This window comes from Methylobacterium pseudosasicola, from assembly GCF_900114535.1.
In the GTDB taxonomy this organism is placed as follows: domain Bacteria; phylum Pseudomonadota; class Alphaproteobacteria; order Rhizobiales; family Beijerinckiaceae; genus Methylobacterium; species Methylobacterium pseudosasicola.
The window spans coordinates 109,550-127,572 of the sequence record NZ_FOTK01000014.1 but is presented as its reverse complement, the minus strand read 5'-3'; the positions used below and the strand labels follow the sequence as shown (position 1 = coordinate 127,572).

The following is an 18,023-nucleotide window of genomic DNA, read 5'->3' as shown; positions in this document are numbered from 1 at the left end:
GCCGTCAGCCGCGCGGCTGCTCAGGCCGCGAACTGGCGGCTGCCGTGGCTGCCTTCCTGGATCTCCTCGACGATCTTGGCGCAGAAGGCGTCGAGGTCCTCGGGGCTCCGGCTGGTGACGATGCCCTGATCGGTCACCACCTCCTTGTCGTGCCAGCGGCCGCCGGCATTGATCACATCCGTGCGGATCGAGGCGAACGAGGTCAGGTCGCGGCCCTTGGCCGCGCCGGCCTCAATGAGGAGCCAGGGCGCGTGGCAGATCGCGGCCACGACCTTGCCGGAGGTGAGGAAGCTCTTGATCACTTCCAGGGCCTTCGGCTCGAGCCGGAGCTTGTCCGGGTTGATCTGGCCGCCCGGCAGGACGAGGGCGTCGTAGGCCGCGGGGTCGACCCGGTCGAGATCGATGTCGACCGCGACCTCCTTGCCCCAGTCGGTCTTGTCCCAGCCGCGGATCGTGCCCTTGCTCTCGCGGGATTGCGGGGCGGCCACCGAGACGGTGGCGCCGGCCTCGGCGAGCTTCGCTTGCGGCACGGTCAGTTCACTCTCCTCGAAACCGTCGGTGGCGAGGATCAGGATCTTGGCTTGGCGGATATCGGGCATGGCGGGCCTCCTTGTTGGGGGTCTGCCCGGTCAACGGAGGCCGGTTCGTGCTGTTCCGAAGGGCGCGACATGGCAAGCCGGCGCGCGGAACCCATGGAAAGGCAGCCCGTTGATGCGGCATCCCGAAACCCGTCAGGAGACCGCCATGGCCAATCCCGGCCTACCTGAGCCTACGCCCGGCGATCTGCCGCCTCCGCCGCTTCCGCCCGAGGAAGAGCCCGATATCGGGCCGACCGGGCCGCGCACGCCCTATCCGGTGAACGATCCCGGCATCGGCGAGCCGGGCGGACCGGGCTCCGAGCCCGACGTCTTCCCGGGCACGCCGACCGATCCGGGCACCCGGATGTGAGGATCAGTGGCCGCCGTGCGAGGTGCGCACGTCGCGCGGCGCGCTGAGGATCTCGGAGAGGCTCGTCACCACGTGGCGGGCCTCTTCGTCCGTCAGGCGCAGCTGGAACGGCGGCAGGGCGCCGGCCTGCAGGGCGACCACGGCCTGACCCTCCTCGTCGGTGCCGACCTCGATCGCCGAAGACGTGACGTCGAGCATCGCGACCTCCTCGTCGCCCAGGCCCTCACCGAGATCCGGCTCGTCGGTGTCGTCGATCGCCGTGAGGAGCTGCCCAACGGCGCGCACCAGGGCGCGGGCGGCACGGGCATCCATCACCACCGCCGTCGCCTGATCGTCCTTCTGGAAGGAAAGCTGGATGTTCGCGCCATCCAGCGAGACCGAAATGCCTGCCATGTATCGCCCGGGAGCCACGCGCCTTAACTGTCTGTCCGCATTCCGTATATGCATCGGAAGTGCCGGAAATCACAGGGGGCGTCGCGCCGTCCCGCCGGCCCCGCCCGGCCTGCGACCGAGGCGCCGCGCCCAAAATGCCTTGTTGCCGCCGCAGGCAGCCCCTAAATAGAGCCTCGGGGGGCTTTCCCACCGAGACCGGCGCTTTCAAACGACCAGCGTCTCGCGCCCTGCCACACTGGCCAACCCAGCAAGACCGTGGTGCATCGCGCGGCTTTTTCGCCGTGCGCTTGACCTATGGACGAACGAGGTACCCTACGTGAATACCGGCACTGTGAAGTGGTATAACGAGACCAAGGGCTACGGCTTCATTCAGCCCGATGACGGCGGCAAGGATGTGTTCGTTCACATCTCCGCCGTAGAACGGGCTGGGATGCGTAACTTGGTCGAGGGCCAGCGGCTCTCGTACGAGATCCTGACGGACAAGCGCAGCGGCAAGGACGCCGCCGGCAACCTTCAGGCGGCCTGAGCTTCGATCGGGACTGAACCGGCCGCATGACGCGGCTCCCCCTTCCGACGCTTCCATCCGGGCGAGACCGTCCGGGCCACGGGGGCGTCGGAGGCAACCACCAGAAACGACCCCGGGCGCGCACAGACGTCCGGTCCACAAAAGAAAAGACACACGCGATAATGATGTTCGAATACACGCGGCGCCGCGGCGTCCGCTCCCCCGTCACCGATGCGCCGACCTTCCGGGTCGGGCGGCTGGCGCGGGCCAAGTCCGCGACCGAGACCGGGGCCGATCTCAGCAACCTGATCGACCGGTCCTACAACTACCATTCCCCGCGGGAACTGCACTGGCATCTCGCTGAGCGTCTCGGGCTCGCTCCCAACGCGGTGGTGATCCGCGAGGCGGCGGCGGCCTGAGGGCCGACGTTCCGCTTGGAATTTTCTAGACGCTGTTGACGTATGGAGCCGCGTTCGATCTCGGATCGAGCGCGGCTCTTGCGCGCCATCGATCTCGCAGACAGCGCCAAGTCCGCGCCCCAAGTCCGCGCCGCAAGTCCGCGCCGCCCCTTTCCCGGGCGCATGCAGCGCCAGCGGAATGCGACTCCGGGACCCAGCACACAACACCGCGCAGCGTCGTCGTTGGCCCTCAGACCGTGCCGCTGCGCGGCACTTTGCCTGCCGGGTCCCGGATCACCTTCCACTGGCGTTCCAGGTGTCCGGGAGAGGGGCCCGTGCGTGTAAGCCGGGCGGGCCCTACCGATCCCAGGCCGCCAGGACCGGATCCCGCAGGGCCAAAGGAGTCGCCAGCAATTCGCCGTGGACCGGATCGGGCCGGTTGTAGGTGGTCGCCTGGCCTTTCAGGTCGCAGACCACGCCGCCGGCCTCGCGCAGGATCAGGTCGGCTGCCGCGATGTCCCAGTCGCGGGCATTGCCCGAGACCAGGCCGACATCCACCGAGCCCTCCGCCACCCGGGCGAGCCGCAGGGCCAACGACGGGATGCGGTCGATCCGCTCAAACTCTACCTCGGCGCCGGCCCCCCGGGACAGGCGGTCGAGCATCGGCTTCGGGCCGGTGATGCGCGCGCCCGGCAGGGTTTCCTTGGCATCCACCCGGATCGGCGCTCCGTTCCGGGTCGCGCCGCGGCCGAGCACCGCCTCGTAATCCGCGTCGCCCACGGGGGCGTGGACGAAGCCGATCTGCGGCTGGCCGGCCGCCAGCAGGGCGACCGCGATCGACCAGTCGGGATGGCCGGACAGGAACGCCCGCGTGCCGTCGATCGGGTCGACGATCCAGACGAGGTCGTGGCCGATCCGCGCCGGATCGTCAGCGGTCTCCTCCGACAGCCACGCCGCCGCCGGCACCAGCGCGCTCAGGCGGATCTTCAGGAAGGTGTCGACCGCGACATCCGCCTCCGTCACCGGCGAGCCGCCGGCCTTGGACCAGATCCGTGCGGAGGTCTGGCCGCCCAGCTTGAAGAACGGGCGGGCGATCTCAGCGGCCTCGCGCATGACCGCGCGCAGGTCCGGCATCAGGGCGGAGACGGCCGCGTCGGAGAGAGGCTCGGGCATCGCGCTCCGCAGGGAAAGCGTCAGGCCCGGATCGGGCCACGTCGGGGCCTCCGCCCGGCTGGTCGGATATGCAGAGCCGGCTCGGCAGGAGGTCTTGGGCACCGGAGGGCCGTGCCGCCCGGTGGTTCCCGTTGTAGGGCGCCTGCCGCCCAGCCACAAGGATCCGCACTCTGCCACCGGGATCGATCGAGACTGATCGATCTTCGCAAGGAAGTGTTGAGCATTCAAGGAAGCATTGAGCATTCCTCAAATGACAGCCCCGTCCAGAATCGCTTAACGACGGTGCTTAAGCTGTGCGGAGGAGTTCGGGTGCGATTTTGCTTGGCATAACGGACGGCCCGAGACGGGTCGCCACTTGCTCCAGAGGCCCGGACAGATGAACACGTCCTCGTTCACCGACGAACGCCGCGAAGGATCTGCCATGGATACCCAAGGGGTCGCAGCTGTGTTCGCCATCACCCCGTCGCCGCTGCCGGTGATCGGCCGGATGTCCGGCGCCCGCAAGGCCGCGGGCATCGCCCTGGCCTATGCCACCGAGGATGCGGAGATCTGCGGCGCCGACCGGTTCAGCCTGATCCTGGTCGATGCCGACGGCGCCGAGCTGAACCGAATCGGCAATTTCGACGAGGACGACGTCGTGGCGATCTGGCGCGACATCGCCGCCCGGGCCGGGCTGGCGCGGATGATCGTCCGGGAGGACGGCGTCCTGGTGCCGGTCTCCGAGCAGATCGGCCGGCTGATCCTCGGGCGTGTGCGCATCCGCCGCCGGCATGCCGGGCTCGGCGCCCGCCGCCCGCGCTTCCTGGCCCGCCGCAAGACCGGCCGGCTGCCGGCCCGGCCGCAGATCTTTCGCGGCGAGAACGAGATCATCGCCCGCACCTGAAGGCCCCGCCGGACCTCAGGACAGGCTGCGCAGCAGCGCGTCCGCCGAGAGGCCCACGAACAGGATCAGGCCGGCATCCCGGTTCGAGCGGAACAGGGTCAGCGCTCCCCGCCCGTCGCGCTCCCGCAGCGACAGGACCTGCCAGCCGAGATGCGCGGCGAAGGCCGCCACCCCGAGCGACCCGACCAGTCCCGCGCCCGCGCCCCTGGCCGCCAGCGCGATGAACAGCGCGGCCAGCGCGTAGCACAGGCCCACGGCGCCCCGGACGTGCCGGCCGAACAGGCGGGCCGAGGAATGGATCCCGGCGATCTCGTCGTCCTCGATGTCCTGGACCGCGTAGATCGTGTCGTAGCCCACCACCCAGCAGATCGTGCCCGCGTAGAGCAGCAGCGCCGGCGCATCGAGACGGGCGAACACCGCCGCCCAGCCCATCAGCGCGCCCCAGGCGAAGGCCAGCCCCAGCACCGCCTGCGGCATCGGCATCACCCGCTTCATGAACGGGTAGATCGCCACCGGCAGCAGGGAGCACAGGCCGACGATCACCGCCTGCTCGTTGAACTGCAGCAGCACCGCGAGGCCGACGAGCAACTGCCCCAGCAGGAACAGCGCCGCGTGGCGCGGCCGGACCTGCCCGGAGGGGAGGGGGCGCTGGCGGGTGCGCTCGACCTGGGCGTCGAGGTCCCGGTCGGCGATGTCGTTATAGGTCGAGCCCGCCCCGCGCATCGCGACGGCGCCGATCAGGAACAGCAGGCAGTGCCAGGGATCGGGGAAGGCCAGGTCCGCCTGGATCGCCGCCAGGGCGGCCGACCACCAGCAGGGCAGGAGCAGGAGCCACCATCCGATCGGCCGGTCGATGCGCGCCAGGCGCAGATAGGGCCGCCAGGGCCGCGGCGCTGCGCGCTCGACCCAGTGTCCGGTCACCGCGTCGGCCGGACGCCCGTCCTCTGCCGCCGTCCCGCTCATCGCTCGAATCTCCGGTCGTCCCACGCGCCATCCCACTCTACGCCATCGCAGAGAGGGATCCGCGCCGGACCCGTGATCCTCTCAAACGATCTTACAGCGCGCCCTGCGGCAGCTTGAAGCTGCCGGTCAAGCCCGGGCCGCCGAGCAGGCCGCTGCTGGCGCCGTTCTGGGCCTGGGCGCGGGCCTGCGCTTCCATCTTGGTCGCCTGAGCCGCCACGCCGCAGATCTTGGTGCGGATGCCGCTGACCTTGAGGTGGTCCGCCTTGAAGCCCTCCGCGAAGGAATCCGGGATCGAGCACCATTCCTTGTTGGCGGTGATCCACTTCATGCCTTCGGCGCCGTTGGACTGGAGCTTGCCGAACAGCGCGCAGGCCTCCTGCGGGGTCATCTTCTTCTTGCTGTTCGAGGCGGCGTTGGCGCGGGAGACCAGCGCCTTGCGCTCGGCGAGCGTCTTCTGGATCGTGCCGCATTCCGGCGCCGCGCCCTGCGCGGAGGCCGCCGTGCCGAACAGCAGGCCGCCGACGAGCACCGCCGCCCCCAGACTCAAGCTCCCGTGTGCCATCCTGCGACTCCCTCAGACGCCTGCCGGAGCCCGCGCGCCGCCGGCTCCACTCCGTTCCCTTGGGTTCGCCATAGGAATGTGGCGTCAATCGAGCGGCAAACCGGCGAGGCCATGCTGGTGTGGGTGAAGCGCTAAAAACTGATCTTCGTAACCCTTTTGCAACAGGTTTGCGGGCCGGACCCGCCTCCAGCGCCGCGTTGACAGTCCCGCTCGGCCGCGCGACCACCCGGCCATGCCGGCCTACGACTTCACCGCCCCGCGCCTCCACGTCGAATCGGATCTCGCGGCGGGCACCGTCCTGCCCCTCGACCGCGCGCAGGCGAATTACCTGCTCAACGTCCTGCGCCGCGGGCCGGACGATCCCGTGCTGGTGTTCAACGGCCGGGACGGCGAGTGGCGCGCCCATCTGGTCCAGACCGGGCGGAAGGGCGCGGACCTCCATGTCGCCGAACGCACCCGCGCGCAGACGCCGCGGGCCGACCTGCACTACCTGTTCGCGCCCCTGAAGAGCGCGCGGCTCGATTACCTCGCCCAGAAGGCGGTGGAGATGGGGGCCGGGACGATCCGGCCGGTGATCACCCGCTACACCCAGGGCGAGCGGATCAACATGGACCGCCTGCGCGCCAACGCCGTCGAGGCCGCGGAGCAATGCGGCATCCTGGCGATCCCGGATTGTCCCGAGCCGGAAAAGCTCGGCCCGGCGCTCGCGGGCCTCGCCCCCGAGCGGCTGCTGGTGTTCTGCGACGAGGACGCGCCGGTGAGCGATCCGGTCCGGGCGCTCCGCGAGGCCGCCGATCCCGCGGCGCCGCCGCCGCTGGCCGTCCTGGTCGGGCCGGAGGGCGGGTTTTCGGACGAGGAGCGCACGGCGATCCGGGCTCGGCCCTACACCGTCGCCCTGTCCCTCGGGCCGCGCATCCTGCGGGCCGACACCGCTGCCGTGGCGGTGCTGACCCTGGTCCAGGCGGTCCTGGGCGACGCGCGCTGAGGCTGGTGTCGGCTGGAACGATGTGTGCCGGCGCACATGAGAGCGGTGGGCTGGGGGATTGTACCGCCGAACCGGGGCGAACGGGTCCCCCGGTCCATGGCGCCGCGTTGTCGGTTCCCGACGCCTCGATTATGTCCCAGGACGGATGTCGCCCGCACCGCGCTCTTGGAGCCGGCGCGGGTGTCCGTCCGGCCTTCGCTCGCGGGCGGGGTTGAACAGGACGGACGCGCCGGAGGTTTCCGGTGTGCTCCTATCCCAAGCGACGATCTCACAGGCACGGGCAGGCAGCGCATGGCGCGCGACAGCAACGACATCACGCCGCTCACGACGCGTGCCGAGCTGATCGAGTGGTTCGCCGCCGGTGAGAAGCCGCGCGAGCGATTCGCCATCGGCACGGAGCACGAGAAGATCCCGTTCTACCGGGAGAGCCGCGAGCCCGTGCCCTATGACGGCGCGCGCGGCATCCGCGCCCTCCTGGAGGGGCTCGCCCGCGAGACCGGTTGGGAGCCGATCCTCGATCTCGGCAACATCATCGGCCTCTCGGCGGAGGAGGGCGGGGCGATCTCGATCGAGCCGGGCGGGCAGTTCGAGCTGTCCGGGGCGGCGCTGCCGGATGTGCACGGCACCGCTTCCGAGCTCGCCACCCATCTCGCCGCGACCAAGCGCGCGGCCGACCCCCTCGACATTGGCTTCCTGACGCTGGGCATGAGCCCGCGCTGGCGCCGGGACGAGACCCCGGTCATGCCCAAGAGCCGCTACAAGATCATGGCCGGCTACATGCCGAAGGTCGGCTCGCTCGGCCTCGACATGATGCTGCGCACCGCCACCGTGCAGGTGAATCTCGATTTCGCCTCCGAGGCCGACATGGTGCGCAAGATGCGCGCCTCCCTGGCGCTCCAGCCGGTGGCGACCGCCCTGTTCGCCAATTCGCCGTTCACGGACGGGCGGCCCAACGGCTTCCTGTCCCGCCGCTCGGAGATCTGGCGCGACACCGATCCCCACCGCACCGGCATGCTACCCTTCGCGTTCGAAGCCGGCTTCGGCTACGAGGCCTATGTCGACTGGCTGCTCGACATGCCGATGTATTTCGTCAAGCGCGGCGACATCTATCACGACGTCTCGGGGGCCTCGTTCCGCGACTTGATGGCCGGCAAGCTGGCACAGCTCCCGGGCGAGTACGCCACGGTGGCCGACTGGGCCAACCACGCCTCCACGGCCTTCCCCGAAGTCCGGCTCAAGCGCTTCCTGGAGATGCGCGGCTCGGATGTCGGCGATCCCGGCATGATCGCCGCCCAGGCGGCGTTCTGGGCCGGGCTGCTCTACGACGAGGCGGCACTCGACGCCGCCCTCGACCTGGTGAAGGGCTGGAGCCAAGCCAACCGCGAGGCCGCCCGGGCCACCGCGCCGCGCCTCGGCCTCGCCACCCCGGTCGCCAACACAACCCTGGGGGCCGTGGCTGCCGAGGCGCTCGCCATCGCCCGCTCGGGCCTGCGCGCCCGGGCCCGCCGCGACGCCGAGGGCCGGGACGAGACCATCTACCTCCAGCCCCTCGAGGCGATCGTCACCGCCGGGCGCACCCGGGCCGACGATCTGCTCGCCGATTACGAGGGCCGCTGGGGCGCCTGCGTGCGCCCGGCCTTCACGGAATGCGTGTTCTAACCCGTTGATTCGGGGCGCCGTGCGGCCGCGCACCGTAGGCTGGAACGAAGTGCGATACCTGACAGTTCACACGCCGATCGTTCAGCGCGTGGAGGAGGTGTCCATGTCCCGCATCACCACATCCGTCGTCGCCGGCGCCTCGGCCCTGGCCATGATCGCCGGTTCGTTCACCGCCGCCGAGGCGGCTCCGCTGCCGGCACAGAGCGCCGTGCAGCTCGGCGGCCAGAACGCCGCCGTCGACACCGTCGGCTGGCGCCGCGGCTATTACGGCGGCTACGGCTACCGTCGCGGCTATGGCGGCCGGGTCGCCGGCGCAGTGGCGGCCGGCGCCGCCCTCGGCATCATCGGCGGTGCGCTGGCGGCCAGTGCTGCCCCCCGCTACGGCTATTATGGCGGCTACGGCTACCCGGCCTATGGCTACGCCCCGGTCGGCGGCTACGCCTATCCGGCTTACGGCTACGCCCCGGCCTACGGTTATTACGATTACGGCTGGTAAGCCTTGATCCGCACCGAATAGACGCTCCCGGTCTCCATGAGACCGGGAGTTTTCGGTTGCGGACTTTCGGGCGCGGCCGCGGGTAGGGCCTGCGATCCGCCGCATCTTAGACGTGCGCCGCAAGCTTCGTACAAGGCCGACAAGGCTATCCTGCCGCCGGCCACGCTATCGGATCCCTCCGAGGCCGCATCGCCTTGTCGAGGAGACCGACGCCATGACCCGCTTCTCCGCCGCTCGCATGGCCGGCATCGCAGCCTTCGTGACCGCCGGCAGCGTCTGCTCCGCGGCGGATCTCGGCCCGTATCGCGCCCCGCGCGCCGCCCCGGTCGATCGCCCGGCCGTGGGGGCCGGGATCGCCGCAGAGGCCCGGGTCGTCCGGCCGGAATACAGCTATTACGGCGAGTACGGCTATCCGGTGCCGTTCGGTTACGGCTACGCCTACGCGCCGACCCCGGGCCGCAACATGGAATACGGCTATTACGGCCCGACCTATTATGTGTTCGCGCCGGACACGTACAACGGCCCGCTCTTCGGCTATCACGAGTGGTAGAGAGGCCGGCTCGGGAGCCCTTCGTTTGCTGGATGATCAGGCGGAGAGCGTCGAACTCGACCTGACGGGGCTGAAATGCCCGCTCCCGGTCTTGCGCACCCGCAAGGCCCTGCGCGCGCTCGGCGTTGGGCGGGTCCTGGTGGTGACCTGCACCGATCCGATGGCGATGATCGACATCCCCAACCTCGTCCGCGAGGAGGGCGCTCGGCTCGATTCGGCCGAGCGGGATGGCGACCGCCTGTGCTTCCGCATGACGGCCTCCGTGAAGCCGCCGCATTCCTGAGCGATCGGTCCCGTTCCCAGAGATGAGGCGGAGACGGCATGGCACCGCGGATCGGGGGCGTGCGCCTCGTGCATGAGGGGTGGGCCCGGTACCTCGTGGCCGAGGTGATGCAGGACGACGGCACGCGCATCACCCGCGAGATGGAAGATCACGGCCGGGCCGTCGCGGTCCTGCCCTACGACCCAGTCCGGAGGGTCGCGACCTTGGTCTCGCAGTTCCGGGCGCCGGTGCTCTATTCCGGCGGCCCGCCGAGCCATGTCGAAGTGCCGGCGGGCCTCCTCGACGACGGGGCTCCCGAGGACGAGGTCCGGCGCGAGGCCGCCGAGGAGACGGGGCTGCGGCTGGGCGATCTCGATCTCGTGGCCAGCGCCTGGACCATGCCGGGCATCTCAACCGAGCGGATGGACCTGTTCCTGGCGGCCTACGCCGAATCCGACCGCACGGGCGCCGGGGGCGGCCTCGCCGCCGAGGGCGAGGCGGTGGCGGTCCACGAGATCCCGCTCTCGGAACTGGTGGCGATGACCCGCCGCGGCGCGCTCACCGACATGAAGTCGCTGCTGCTGCTGTTCGCACTGCAATTGCGGCGACCGGAGCTGTTTGCGTAGGACGGTCGAGCGATGGGCGGGCACGATTGTGCGACGCGCTTTCAGTAACCGTCTTAAGCGGCTGGTGCGTGCCAAGGATCGATGACCTCAAGTCCGCATCCCGCGAAGCCGCCGACGTCGCGGGTCGCGATGCGGAAGCCCTCTGCAACTGTCGTGGCGGCGATGAGCGCATCGAAGCCCTCGATCGGCGTGCCGGCGGCGCGGCGGGTGGTGACGATTCGGGCATAGTGCTCGGCCGCCGCATCGCCGAAGGGCAGAACCCGGCCGGCAAAGTCTTCCGAGAAGATCGCCGTGACCACTGTATGGAAGCTGTCCCGCCGTCGTCCGGGCGGCAGGGCGGCAACGCCGTAGAGGATTTCAGCGCGGTTGATGCTGGTTGTGTAGAGCGTCGTCCTCGGCTGTGCTGCGACCCAGGCGAGAACGGCCGGGTGCGGCTCCGATCGCATCATCTCCGAGATGACATTAGTGGCGAGAACGATCATCGCCCGAAGGCGGGCGGCTCGGCGATCGTGACGGCCGGATGCTCGTCCAGTTCGATTCCGCCGAGAGGGGCGACACGGCGGCGGATCGCTTCGGCGAGGTTCGACGGATCGTCGCCCCCTGGGGCAAGCGTCGTCGCGAGAATGGCACGCGCTTCCGCTTCCATCGAACGGCCATTCCGGGCGGCTCGGACGCGCAGACGCTCCGTCACCTGCCCATCGAGGCTCCGGATCGTCAGCGTCGTCTTGAGCGCAGAGGACGTGGTCATGAGGCGAGGTTACGCCGTGCGGGCGATCCCAGCAACGGATCCATTGCGAAGGGCTATTTTCACGCCGGCCCGCCTGCTCAATCCCGCCAGCCCGAAACCCGGTCCCGCACGGCGATGCCGATGAAGCGCCAGGACTCGATGAAGTAGCGGCGAAACAGCCGCCGTGGGGCGCAGAGGAAGCGGAAGACCCATTCGAGGCCTAGCCGCTGCATCAGCCAGGGGGCGCGGGGCAGGCAGCCCGCCGCCACCGAGAGGGCGTCGCCGACGCAGAACACCACCGGGCTGCCGAGCGCTCGACCCCGGCGGTCGACCCAGATCTCGGATTTCGGCGCGCCGACACCCATCACCAGCAGGGTGGTGCCGTGGGCGCGGATCCGCTCGGCAAGAGCGCGGCCGTAGGCTTCGTCGTCCTCGAAGCCGAAGGGTGGCACCGCGCTCGCCACGGCGCCGTCCGGGAGGCCGGCGGCCTGGAGACGGGTGGTCAGCGTGTCGGCGGCGTCCTGGCGGGCGGCGACGAAGAACACCCGGCGGGCGAAGGGCGGCGGGTCGGCCAGCACGCAGGCCAGGAGGTCGTGGCCGGTGATCCGCACGGCCGGCCGGCCGCTCGCCGCACGGGCGAGCCAGACCAACGGCATGCCGTCGAGAGTCCGGGCCGCGGCGCGTGCGTAGGCCCCGCGGAAATCCGCATCCTCGGCGAGCTGGACGACATGGTCGACATTGGCCGTGACGATCGTCCGCGGCCCGTCCGCGTACCGCGCCGCAACCGAGTCCACGATCGCCGCCGCGGTGCCGGTGTGGAAGCTGTAGCCGAACAGCCGCACGGTCGTGGACGGCACCGCCACCGCGCCCGCGGCGGACGGCTCCGGGGCATCTTGGTCGAGCCAGACCGCCGCGGGATCGACCGGAACCGGGGCCTCGACATCACGCATCGGCGGCCCGGAAGCTGGTCCCGGGGCGGATGGCGGCGCGGCGCATCCGCCGGCGATCGCTGTCGGCGCCGAGCGCCAGCGCGATGGCGCCGCCGAGCAGCAGGCCGAGCACCAGGGCCACCGGCAGCACGATCTTCGGCGAGGGCGGGAAGGTCCGCTGCCGGGCCGGGGTCGCCACCGAGATGATCCGGACGTTGGTCGTATTCAGCCGCTCCTGCTCGCTCGCCTCGCGGGCACGCTTCAGATAGGCCTCGTAGACGCCCCGGCGGGCATCGAGCGTCCGCTCCAACTCGCGTAAGCCGACATAGGCGCGATCGCTGCTCACGGTCTCGGTCTTCACCCGGTCGAGATTGGCCCGGATCGCCGCCTCGCTGGCCGCGGCCCGGTCGTAATCCTTCTGGGTCGTGTCGATGATCCGCTCCTTCTCGCGCTGGATCAGGCGCTGGAGGTCGCGCTGCTGGGCGTATTGCTCGGCCATGGCCGGGTGGCGCTCGCCGAGGCGGGTGGCGAGCTCGGCGGTGTTGCGCGAGAGCGTCGCGTATTGCTGCCGCAGCGCCTGCATCTCCAGGGATTGCAGCATCTCCGGCAGGGCCGTGCTCGGATCCGAGGAGCGCATCTTGCGGGCCTGGTCCAGGCGCGACTTCGCCTCCGCGGTCTTGATCGAGGCGGTGACGAGCTGCTGGTTCAGGTCGCCGAGTTGCTGGTCTGTGAGCAGCCGGCCGCTCGAGGCCACGAGCTTGTGGGCCTCGCGGTAGCGCACGACCTCGCCCTCCGCCTGCTCGACGTCGCGCTTCAGGCTGCCGAGACGACCGGTGAGCGCGTCGAAGGCGCGGCGGGCAGTGTCGGTGCGGGCGGCGCTCTCCTCGGCGAAGTAGGCGTCGCCGATCGCGTTGGCGATCTTGGCGGCCTTCTCGGGGTCGCGCGACTGCACGGATACGTCGATCACGAAGGTCCGCTCGGCCCGGCGGACGCTGAGCTTGGTCTGGAGGGTGTCGAGGGCGATGTTGACCGGGTCGCGGCTCGCGGCCGGGGGCAGCATGCCGAGCGCGCCCTTGATCCAGGCGAGCGTCGGGTTGTTGCCGTCCGGGAGCACGAACTCCTCGTCCTGGTCGAGATGGAGATTGGCGATGATCCGGCGCAGGACGTTGTCCGACTGGATCACCCGCACCTGGCTCTCGGCGATGGAGACGCCGCTATCGGCCTGGGGCTGGCGGGCGTTCACGTCGTTCTCGACGACCCGCAGGTCGCTCGGATCGACCAGCACCTGAATGGAGGAGGTGTAGCGCGGCGGGATCAGGCCAAGCAGCGCCACCGCAACCGCAACCATGAACAGGCCGCCCAGCACGATGAAGCCGCTGCCCCGCCATAGGCGGCGCAGGATCACGCGCGCCTCCGGACCGGATTCCACCTGTGGCAGCACCATGCGGACGGGCTGCTCGCCGCTCATGCGTGTCGAGAAGTCGAACATGCGCCTCGCTCCCTGACCTGTCGGAGGACGGCCGGTGCCATCCTCCACCGCACGCCCGCGCCCGTCCCCGTTTCGGTCACCACCGTGCCGTTCCGGGACAGGGCCTCGACCGAGGCGGTGTCGTCCTCGACACGGCAGCAATCGGCGTACCGGACCAGTACTCTCGCCTTGAACCAGACCCTACAGCAGGCTTCCTGTAGATCTTGCTTACAGAACGAGAACGCTCTGTCACGATTTTGTGGCGCTAACAGGCCTGGAATTGTTGGGGACTACGTAAACAGACTCACGCGAGAATCGTCGCACCCGGTGCCGCGTAGGCCGCGGACTCGCCCGCGAGGAAGTGCTGGAAGCGCTCCCGGTCCCCGGAAGCGGCGTCGTTCCAGCGCGCCACGTTCCCGCGGCTGGCGGCCGCCGCCCGGTCCCGGCCGCCGTCCCGGATCCAGGCCCCCAGCGCCGCGGCGGCGGCCTCGGGCGCCTCGGGGCGGATCAGCAGGCCGGACGCGCCCAGCACCTCGCGGAACACCGGCGCGTCCGGCGCCGCCACCGGCAGGCCGCCATGCTGGACCTCGAGCAGCGGTAGCCCAAGCCCCTCCGCTTTTGATGTCGAGAGCAGCAGGTGGCAGGAACCGGCGAGATCCCGCAGATCCGCGTCCGACAGGTAGCCGTAGCGGTGCAGGAAGGGCGGTGGATCGTCCAGGAAGGCGTGGCGGCCCCAGCCTACCCGGCCGACCAGATGCAGCTCCGCCGGGATCCCGGCGCGGTTGAGGGCGGCGGTCAGCGCCAGCGAGGCCGGGTAATCCTTGCGCGGCTCGATGGTGCCGATCGCCAGCATCTTCAGCGGCGCGCCCGGGGCGTAGGAGGCCGGTCCCGGCAGGTCGCCGAGGCCGAAGGCGTCGCGCACGGACGGGCGCAGCAGCGCGACCCGGGCCCCGGGCGCGCAGACGGCCCGGACGGCTTCACCGGTGGTGCGGCTGTTGACGAACAGGTTCGGGCACCAGCGCAGCGCCCGGGCGAAGCTCGGGCTCATGTAGAGCCGGCTCTTCAGGCTCAGATCCTCCGGCCGGTCGAGCAGGAACGTGTCGTGGACGTAGAGCAGACAGCGCGCGGCCGCGACCGCGCAGAGCGGCCCGGGCGGGAAGCCCGGGAACAGGAACAGCGCATCCCGGTCCCGCAGCGCTCGCAGCGGCAGGCCGATCTGCTGCTCGGCGATCATCCCGGGCAGCGAGCCGCTGGTGACCGGGACGACATCGTGAGGCGCCAGCCGGTCGGGGGCGAACAGGTCGAGGGTGATCCGCTCGATCCCGGTGACGTGGGACCGCAGATGGGTCTGGTCGAGATAGATCCGCTTGGCGCCGGGCGTCACGAAACGCTCCGCCGCAGGGTGCCGGCGAGGTAGAGGCAGCGGCGCACGAACAGCGGCATGCGCCGGCCGAGGACCATCTGCTTCGCCCGCCGCAGCCGCCGCACCAGGGGGCGGGAGGCCGCCGGCACGGTGCCGGTGGCGCCGGGCTGAATCTGGGCCGCGAACGGGAAATGGCCGAGCATGGCGGGGGCGAAGCTCGGCCGCGCGGTGTCGGCGAGGAGCCCGCGATCCCGAAACAGACCATCGAGCGACAGGGCGGCGGCGGCTGGGCTGTGGCGGTTCTCCAGGGCGATCCGCGCGAAGGCGCCGAGCCGCGCCCGGGCTGCTCCATCCTTCACCAGCTCGGCCAGCGCCTGGGCCAGGGCGCCGAGCTTCACCGGGACGAGGCGGCCGGACACACCGTCGATCACCGCGGAGGTCAGGCCGGAGGTGCGGTACGCCAGGGTCGGCACGCCGCACAGCCCGGCTTCGATCGGGGTCTGGCCGAGGGTCTCGTGGCGGCTCGCGGTGACGTGGAGGTCGCAGGCGCCGTACCAGGCGGCTAGAGTCGCCTCGTCGGCGATCAGCCCCGGCGCGAACAGGTTCGGGACGCCGAGCCGGGCCGGATCGTCGAGGCGGCCGATCGCCACGACGCCGACGCCCGGCCGCGCCACCGCCTGGAGCGCGGTGCGCAGATCCGAAAAGCCCTTGTCGGGTCCGTCGACGATCACGGCCGAGATCAGGATCAGCACGTCCCCCTCCGGCAGGCCGAGGCGGCGGCGCAGGGCCGTGCGGTCGCCGGACCGGAAGGTCGCCGTCGGGAAGGCGAGCCGGATTTTTGTGGCCGGCGTGTCGGAAGGGGCCAGCTCCCGCGTGCGGGCCAGGGTCCAGTCGGAATTCGCCAGCAGCCACGGCCCGGTGGGGTCGGCCAGCACGGCGCGCTTGCGGGCATGCATGCCCGCGATCCGCCCGGGGGCGAGTTGGGGATACTCGTCCGGGCCGGGGCATGACGCGTCGCAGCCGGTGGCGGCGCGGGTGCAGTCGCGGGGATGGCAGCAGCGGCCGGTGAGCGGGAACAGGTCGTGCAGCACCAACGCCACCGGGCCGCGCCGGGCGAGCCGCCCGACGACATCGAGGCTGCGAGTGGCGCCGTGCAGGTTGCCGGCCAGAATGAGGTCGGGGGTCGCCGCCTCGGCCCCTGGAAAATCATCGGTCCATTCGGCGGCTTCCGGCCGGTCGCTCAGGGCGACGCCCGTCACCCGGTGGCCGGCCAGCGCCAGCGCGTCGGCCAACCGTCTCTGGGCGACACCGGCGCCGCCCTGGGTGCCCGTGCCGGTGAGGGAGACGATCGACAGGCTCTTCGCCGCCGCCGGCGCCTCGCTCACGCGCTGGAGTAATACAGGGCGGCCGATGCGTCCGCGGGCGGATTCCGGCAGCGCCGACCAGGTGGCTGACGCGTCCAAGTGGCCCTCAGCGTGGAGCACGACATGAGCCCGCAGGGCGTCGCGTATCCACAGCACCTCGCCGCCGGTGAACGGCACGCCGCCCGGCGCGTCGGAGGCCGTGAGCCCCGGGATGTCCAATCCCAGGACCGTTTCAGCGAACAGCACCCGCAGGCCCGCCACCGCGACCGCGCCGGTCAGGGCGGCCTCCAGGGCCATGGCGGTGAGGGCACCAGGGGCCAAAAGATCGCCCGGGCGCAGCCACAGCAGGGCGTCGCATCCGGGCTCGGCCAAGATCTTCTGGATGTGGGAACGCCCCGAAAAACCCGGTGGCACGAGGTCGTGCCGGAGCTCCGGGTAATCCTGGCGCAGGACAGACGCGACGGTCCCGCCCGCCTCTGCGCCCGCCGTCATCATGGTGACGATGCGGATCCGCGGCCAAGGGCGTCCATCCGGCAGCGCGGTCGGCCGGGCGGCTCCGGGGGCGGCAGATCCGAACGGCCAGCCGGCGACGCCGTGGGCGGGCGGTGGGGATGCGGCGTTGGTCAAGGTCGGTTCGCGGGTCGGGCGGGACCGGCACTCTGCGCGCGAAGGATGAAAAAGATTGCCCCTCCGGTCCCGTGCCCCATCAGCCGTCGACGCGGATGCGGGCGGGGCCGGCCGCCATCCGGCCGATCCGGGTCGCCGCCGCGTAGCCGGCGTCCCGGATGCGCGCGAGCACGGCATCCGCCTGGGCCGCCGCGCAGGTCACCAGCAGGCCGCCGGAGGTCTGCGGGTCGGTGAGCAGGTGGCGGCGCCAGTCGGGGAAACCCGCGGGCAGATCGACCTCCGCCCCGAAGGCGTTCCAGTTGCGGTGCGAGGCGCCGGTGACGAAGCCCTCCTGCACCAGCGCCTCGGCGCGGGGCAGGAACGGCAGCGCGCCGGCCTCGAGCGCAAAGGTCAGCCCGGCGCCGCGGGCGATCTCGAGCCCGTGGCCCAGGATGCCGAAGCCGGTCACGTCGGTGAGCGCGTGCACGGACGGCTCGGCAGCGAGCGCGATGCCGATGGTGTTGAGCCGCGTGGTGGTGGCGATGAAGTCGCGGTAGCCGGCCTCGTCCAACGCGTCCCGCTTGATCGCCGCGGAATAGACGCCGACGCCGAGCGGCTTCGTGAGGATCACCGCATCCCCGGCCAGCGCATCGGCGTTGCGCCGCACCGCCTCCCGGCGGCAGGTGCCGATCACCGCTAGGCCGTAGATCGGCTCCGGCGTGTCGATGGAATGGCCGCCCGCCACCGGGATCCCGGCCTCGGCGCATTTTTCCGCGCCGCCCCGCAGGATGCTCGCGACGATCGCGGGCTCGATCTTACCCACCGGCATGCCGAGGATGGCCAGGGCGAAGATCGGCTTTCCGCCCATGGCGTAGACGTCCGAGATCGCGTTTGTCGCGGCGATCCGGCCGAAATCGACGGGATCGTCCACCATCGGGGTGAAGAAGTCGGTGGTGGCGATCACGCAGGTGCCGTCGTCCAGCTCCCAGACCGCCGCGTCGTCGGAGGTCTCGTTGCCGACGAGCAGGCGCTCGAACGGCCCGGCGGCCGGCTGCTCGGACAGGAGCCGGCGCAGGATCGCCGGATCGAGCTTGCAGCCGCAGCCGCCGCCATGGGCGAGACTGGTCAGGCGTGGGGCGTCGGTCATCGCGGGACTCCGTTCC

General features: G+C 71.0%; 22 protein-coding genes. 10 read left to right on the top strand and 12 right to left on the bottom strand.

The genetic code is table 11. The features are described from left to right. Positions 1–20: 20 nt before the first annotated feature. Positions 21–599, bottom strand: a complete 579-nt coding sequence (locus tag BM228_RS15420) for a type 1 glutamine amidotransferase domain-containing protein (RefSeq protein WP_092042048.1) — start codon at positions 597–599, stop codon at positions 21–23. Positions 600–744: 145 nt separating this feature from the next. Between BM228_RS15420 and BM228_RS15415 the strand changes: the two genes are divergently transcribed. After that, positions 745–948: a hypothetical protein gene (locus BM228_RS15415; RefSeq protein ID WP_092042094.1), complete on the top strand. Its 204-nt coding sequence runs from the start codon at positions 745–747 to the stop codon at positions 946–948. A gap of 3 nt (positions 949–951) precedes the next feature. On the opposite strand, the gene BM228_RS15410 is transcribed toward BM228_RS15415, so the two are convergent. Continuing rightward, a complete protein-coding gene (locus BM228_RS15410) occupies positions 952–1,341 on the bottom strand; it encodes a hypothetical protein (protein ID WP_092042047.1) in 390 nt (129 codons plus the stop codon). Positions 1,342–1,657: 316 nt separating this feature from the next. Between BM228_RS15410 and BM228_RS15405 the strand changes: the two genes are divergently transcribed. Together BM228_RS15405 and BM228_RS15400 are read left to right on the top strand one after the other, a co-directional pair. Further along, entirely contained in the window at positions 1,658–1,867 is a 210-nt protein-coding gene (locus BM228_RS15405; RefSeq protein WP_007565868.1) for a cold-shock protein, read from the top strand. Positions 1,868–2,028: 161 nt separating this feature from the next. After that, positions 2,029–2,265 carry an AsnC family transcriptional regulator gene (locus BM228_RS15400; RefSeq protein WP_092042045.1) on the top strand — a complete coding sequence of 79 codons (237 nt, stop codon included), beginning with the start codon at positions 2,029–2,031 and terminating at the stop codon, positions 2,263–2,265. A 336-nt stretch (positions 2,266–2,601) separates the two neighbouring features. On the opposite strand, the gene BM228_RS15395 is transcribed toward BM228_RS15400, so the two are convergent. Next, complete coding sequence (locus BM228_RS15395; RefSeq protein WP_092042044.1) at positions 2,602–3,417, bottom strand: inositol monophosphatase family protein; 816 nt, start codon at positions 3,415–3,417, stop codon at positions 2,602–2,604. Between the two features lie 421 nt (positions 3,418–3,838). Here BM228_RS15395 and BM228_RS15390 point away from each other — a divergent pair, with 421 nt between their 5' ends. Continuing rightward, complete coding sequence (locus tag BM228_RS15390; protein WP_092042042.1) at positions 3,839–4,300, top strand: DUF6101 family protein; 462 nt, start codon at positions 3,839–3,841, stop codon at positions 4,298–4,300. Positions 4,301–4,315: 15 nt separating this feature from the next. On the opposite strand, the gene ubiA is transcribed toward BM228_RS15390, so the two are convergent. Further along, the gene (gene ubiA / locus BM228_RS15385) at positions 4,316–5,263 is read right to left on the bottom strand and encodes a 4-hydroxybenzoate octaprenyltransferase (protein WP_092042041.1); all 948 of its coding nucleotides are present in this window, start codon (positions 5,261–5,263) and stop codon (positions 4,316–4,318) included. A gap of 91 nt (positions 5,264–5,354) precedes the next feature. After that, positions 5,355–5,825, bottom strand: coding sequence for a hypothetical protein (locus BM228_RS15380; RefSeq protein ID WP_092042039.1), 471 nt, complete (start codon positions 5,823–5,825; stop codon positions 5,355–5,357). Between the two features lie 232 nt (positions 5,826–6,057). On the opposite strand from BM228_RS15380, the gene BM228_RS15375 reads away from it, so the two are divergent. The 6 genes from BM228_RS15375 to BM228_RS15350 all read left to right on the top strand — a co-directional run bounded on the left by BM228_RS15375 (position 6,058) and on the right by BM228_RS15350 (position 10,403). Continuing rightward, positions 6,058–6,810, top strand: coding sequence for a 16S rRNA (uracil(1498)-N(3))-methyltransferase (locus BM228_RS15375; RefSeq protein ID WP_092042038.1), 753 nt, complete (start codon positions 6,058–6,060; stop codon positions 6,808–6,810). Positions 6,811–7,101: 291 nt separating this feature from the next. After that, positions 7,102–8,469: a glutamate--cysteine ligase gene (locus BM228_RS15370; RefSeq protein WP_092042036.1), complete on the top strand. Its 1,368-nt coding sequence runs from the start codon at positions 7,102–7,104 to the stop codon at positions 8,467–8,469. Positions 8,470–8,572: 103 nt separating this feature from the next. Then, a complete protein-coding gene (locus tag BM228_RS15365) occupies positions 8,573–8,965 on the top strand; it encodes a hypothetical protein (RefSeq protein WP_092042093.1) in 393 nt (130 codons plus the stop codon). A 214-nt stretch (positions 8,966–9,179) separates the two neighbouring features. After that, entirely contained in the window at positions 9,180–9,515 is a 336-nt protein-coding gene (locus BM228_RS15360; RefSeq protein WP_092042035.1) for a hypothetical protein, read from the top strand. A gap of 25 nt (positions 9,516–9,540) precedes the next feature. Beyond that, a complete protein-coding gene (locus tag BM228_RS15355; protein WP_092042033.1) occupies positions 9,541–9,798 on the top strand; it encodes a sulfurtransferase TusA family protein in 258 nt (85 codons plus the stop codon). Between the two features lie 38 nt (positions 9,799–9,836). Then, positions 9,837–10,403, top strand: coding sequence for an NUDIX domain-containing protein (locus BM228_RS15350; protein ID WP_092042031.1), 567 nt, complete (start codon positions 9,837–9,839; stop codon positions 10,401–10,403). A 53-nt stretch (positions 10,404–10,456) separates the two neighbouring features. On the opposite strand, the gene BM228_RS15345 is transcribed toward BM228_RS15350, so the two are convergent. The 7 genes from BM228_RS15345 to selD form a co-directional block, all read right to left on the bottom strand. After that, on the bottom strand, positions 10,457–10,885 hold the full coding sequence (locus BM228_RS15345) for a type II toxin-antitoxin system VapC family toxin (RefSeq protein ID WP_092042029.1): 429 nt from the start codon (positions 10,883–10,885) through the stop codon (positions 10,457–10,459). Then, a complete protein-coding gene (locus tag BM228_RS36110; protein WP_092042028.1) occupies positions 10,882–11,151 on the bottom strand; it encodes a FitA-like ribbon-helix-helix domain-containing protein in 270 nt (89 codons plus the stop codon). The genes BM228_RS15345 and BM228_RS36110 overlap by 4 nt, the downstream gene beginning before the upstream one ends. Positions 11,152–11,228: 77 nt before the next feature. Beyond that, a complete protein-coding gene (locus BM228_RS15335) occupies positions 11,229–12,080 on the bottom strand; it encodes a WecB/TagA/CpsF family glycosyltransferase (protein WP_092042026.1) in 852 nt (283 codons plus the stop codon). After that, positions 12,073–13,548: a GumC family protein gene (locus BM228_RS15330; RefSeq protein ID WP_092042024.1), complete on the bottom strand. Its 1,476-nt coding sequence runs from the start codon at positions 13,546–13,548 to the stop codon at positions 12,073–12,075. Before BM228_RS15330 ends, BM228_RS15335 begins: the two co-directional genes overlap by 8 nt. 283 nt (positions 13,549–13,831) lie before the next feature. Further along, the gene (locus BM228_RS15325) at positions 13,832–14,911 is read right to left on the bottom strand and encodes a glycosyltransferase (protein ID WP_092042023.1); all 1,080 of its coding nucleotides are present in this window, start codon (positions 14,909–14,911) and stop codon (positions 13,832–13,834) included. Further along, a complete protein-coding gene (locus BM228_RS15320; RefSeq protein WP_092042021.1) occupies positions 14,908–16,881 on the bottom strand; it encodes a glycosyltransferase in 1,974 nt (657 codons plus the stop codon). Before BM228_RS15320 ends, BM228_RS15325 begins: the two co-directional genes overlap by 4 nt. Before the next feature lie 79 nt (positions 16,882–16,960). After that, positions 16,961–18,007, bottom strand: coding sequence for a selenide, water dikinase SelD (gene selD, locus BM228_RS15315; RefSeq protein WP_092042020.1), 1,047 nt, complete (start codon positions 18,005–18,007; stop codon positions 16,961–16,963). Between the last annotated feature and the right edge of the window lie 16 nt (positions 18,008–18,023).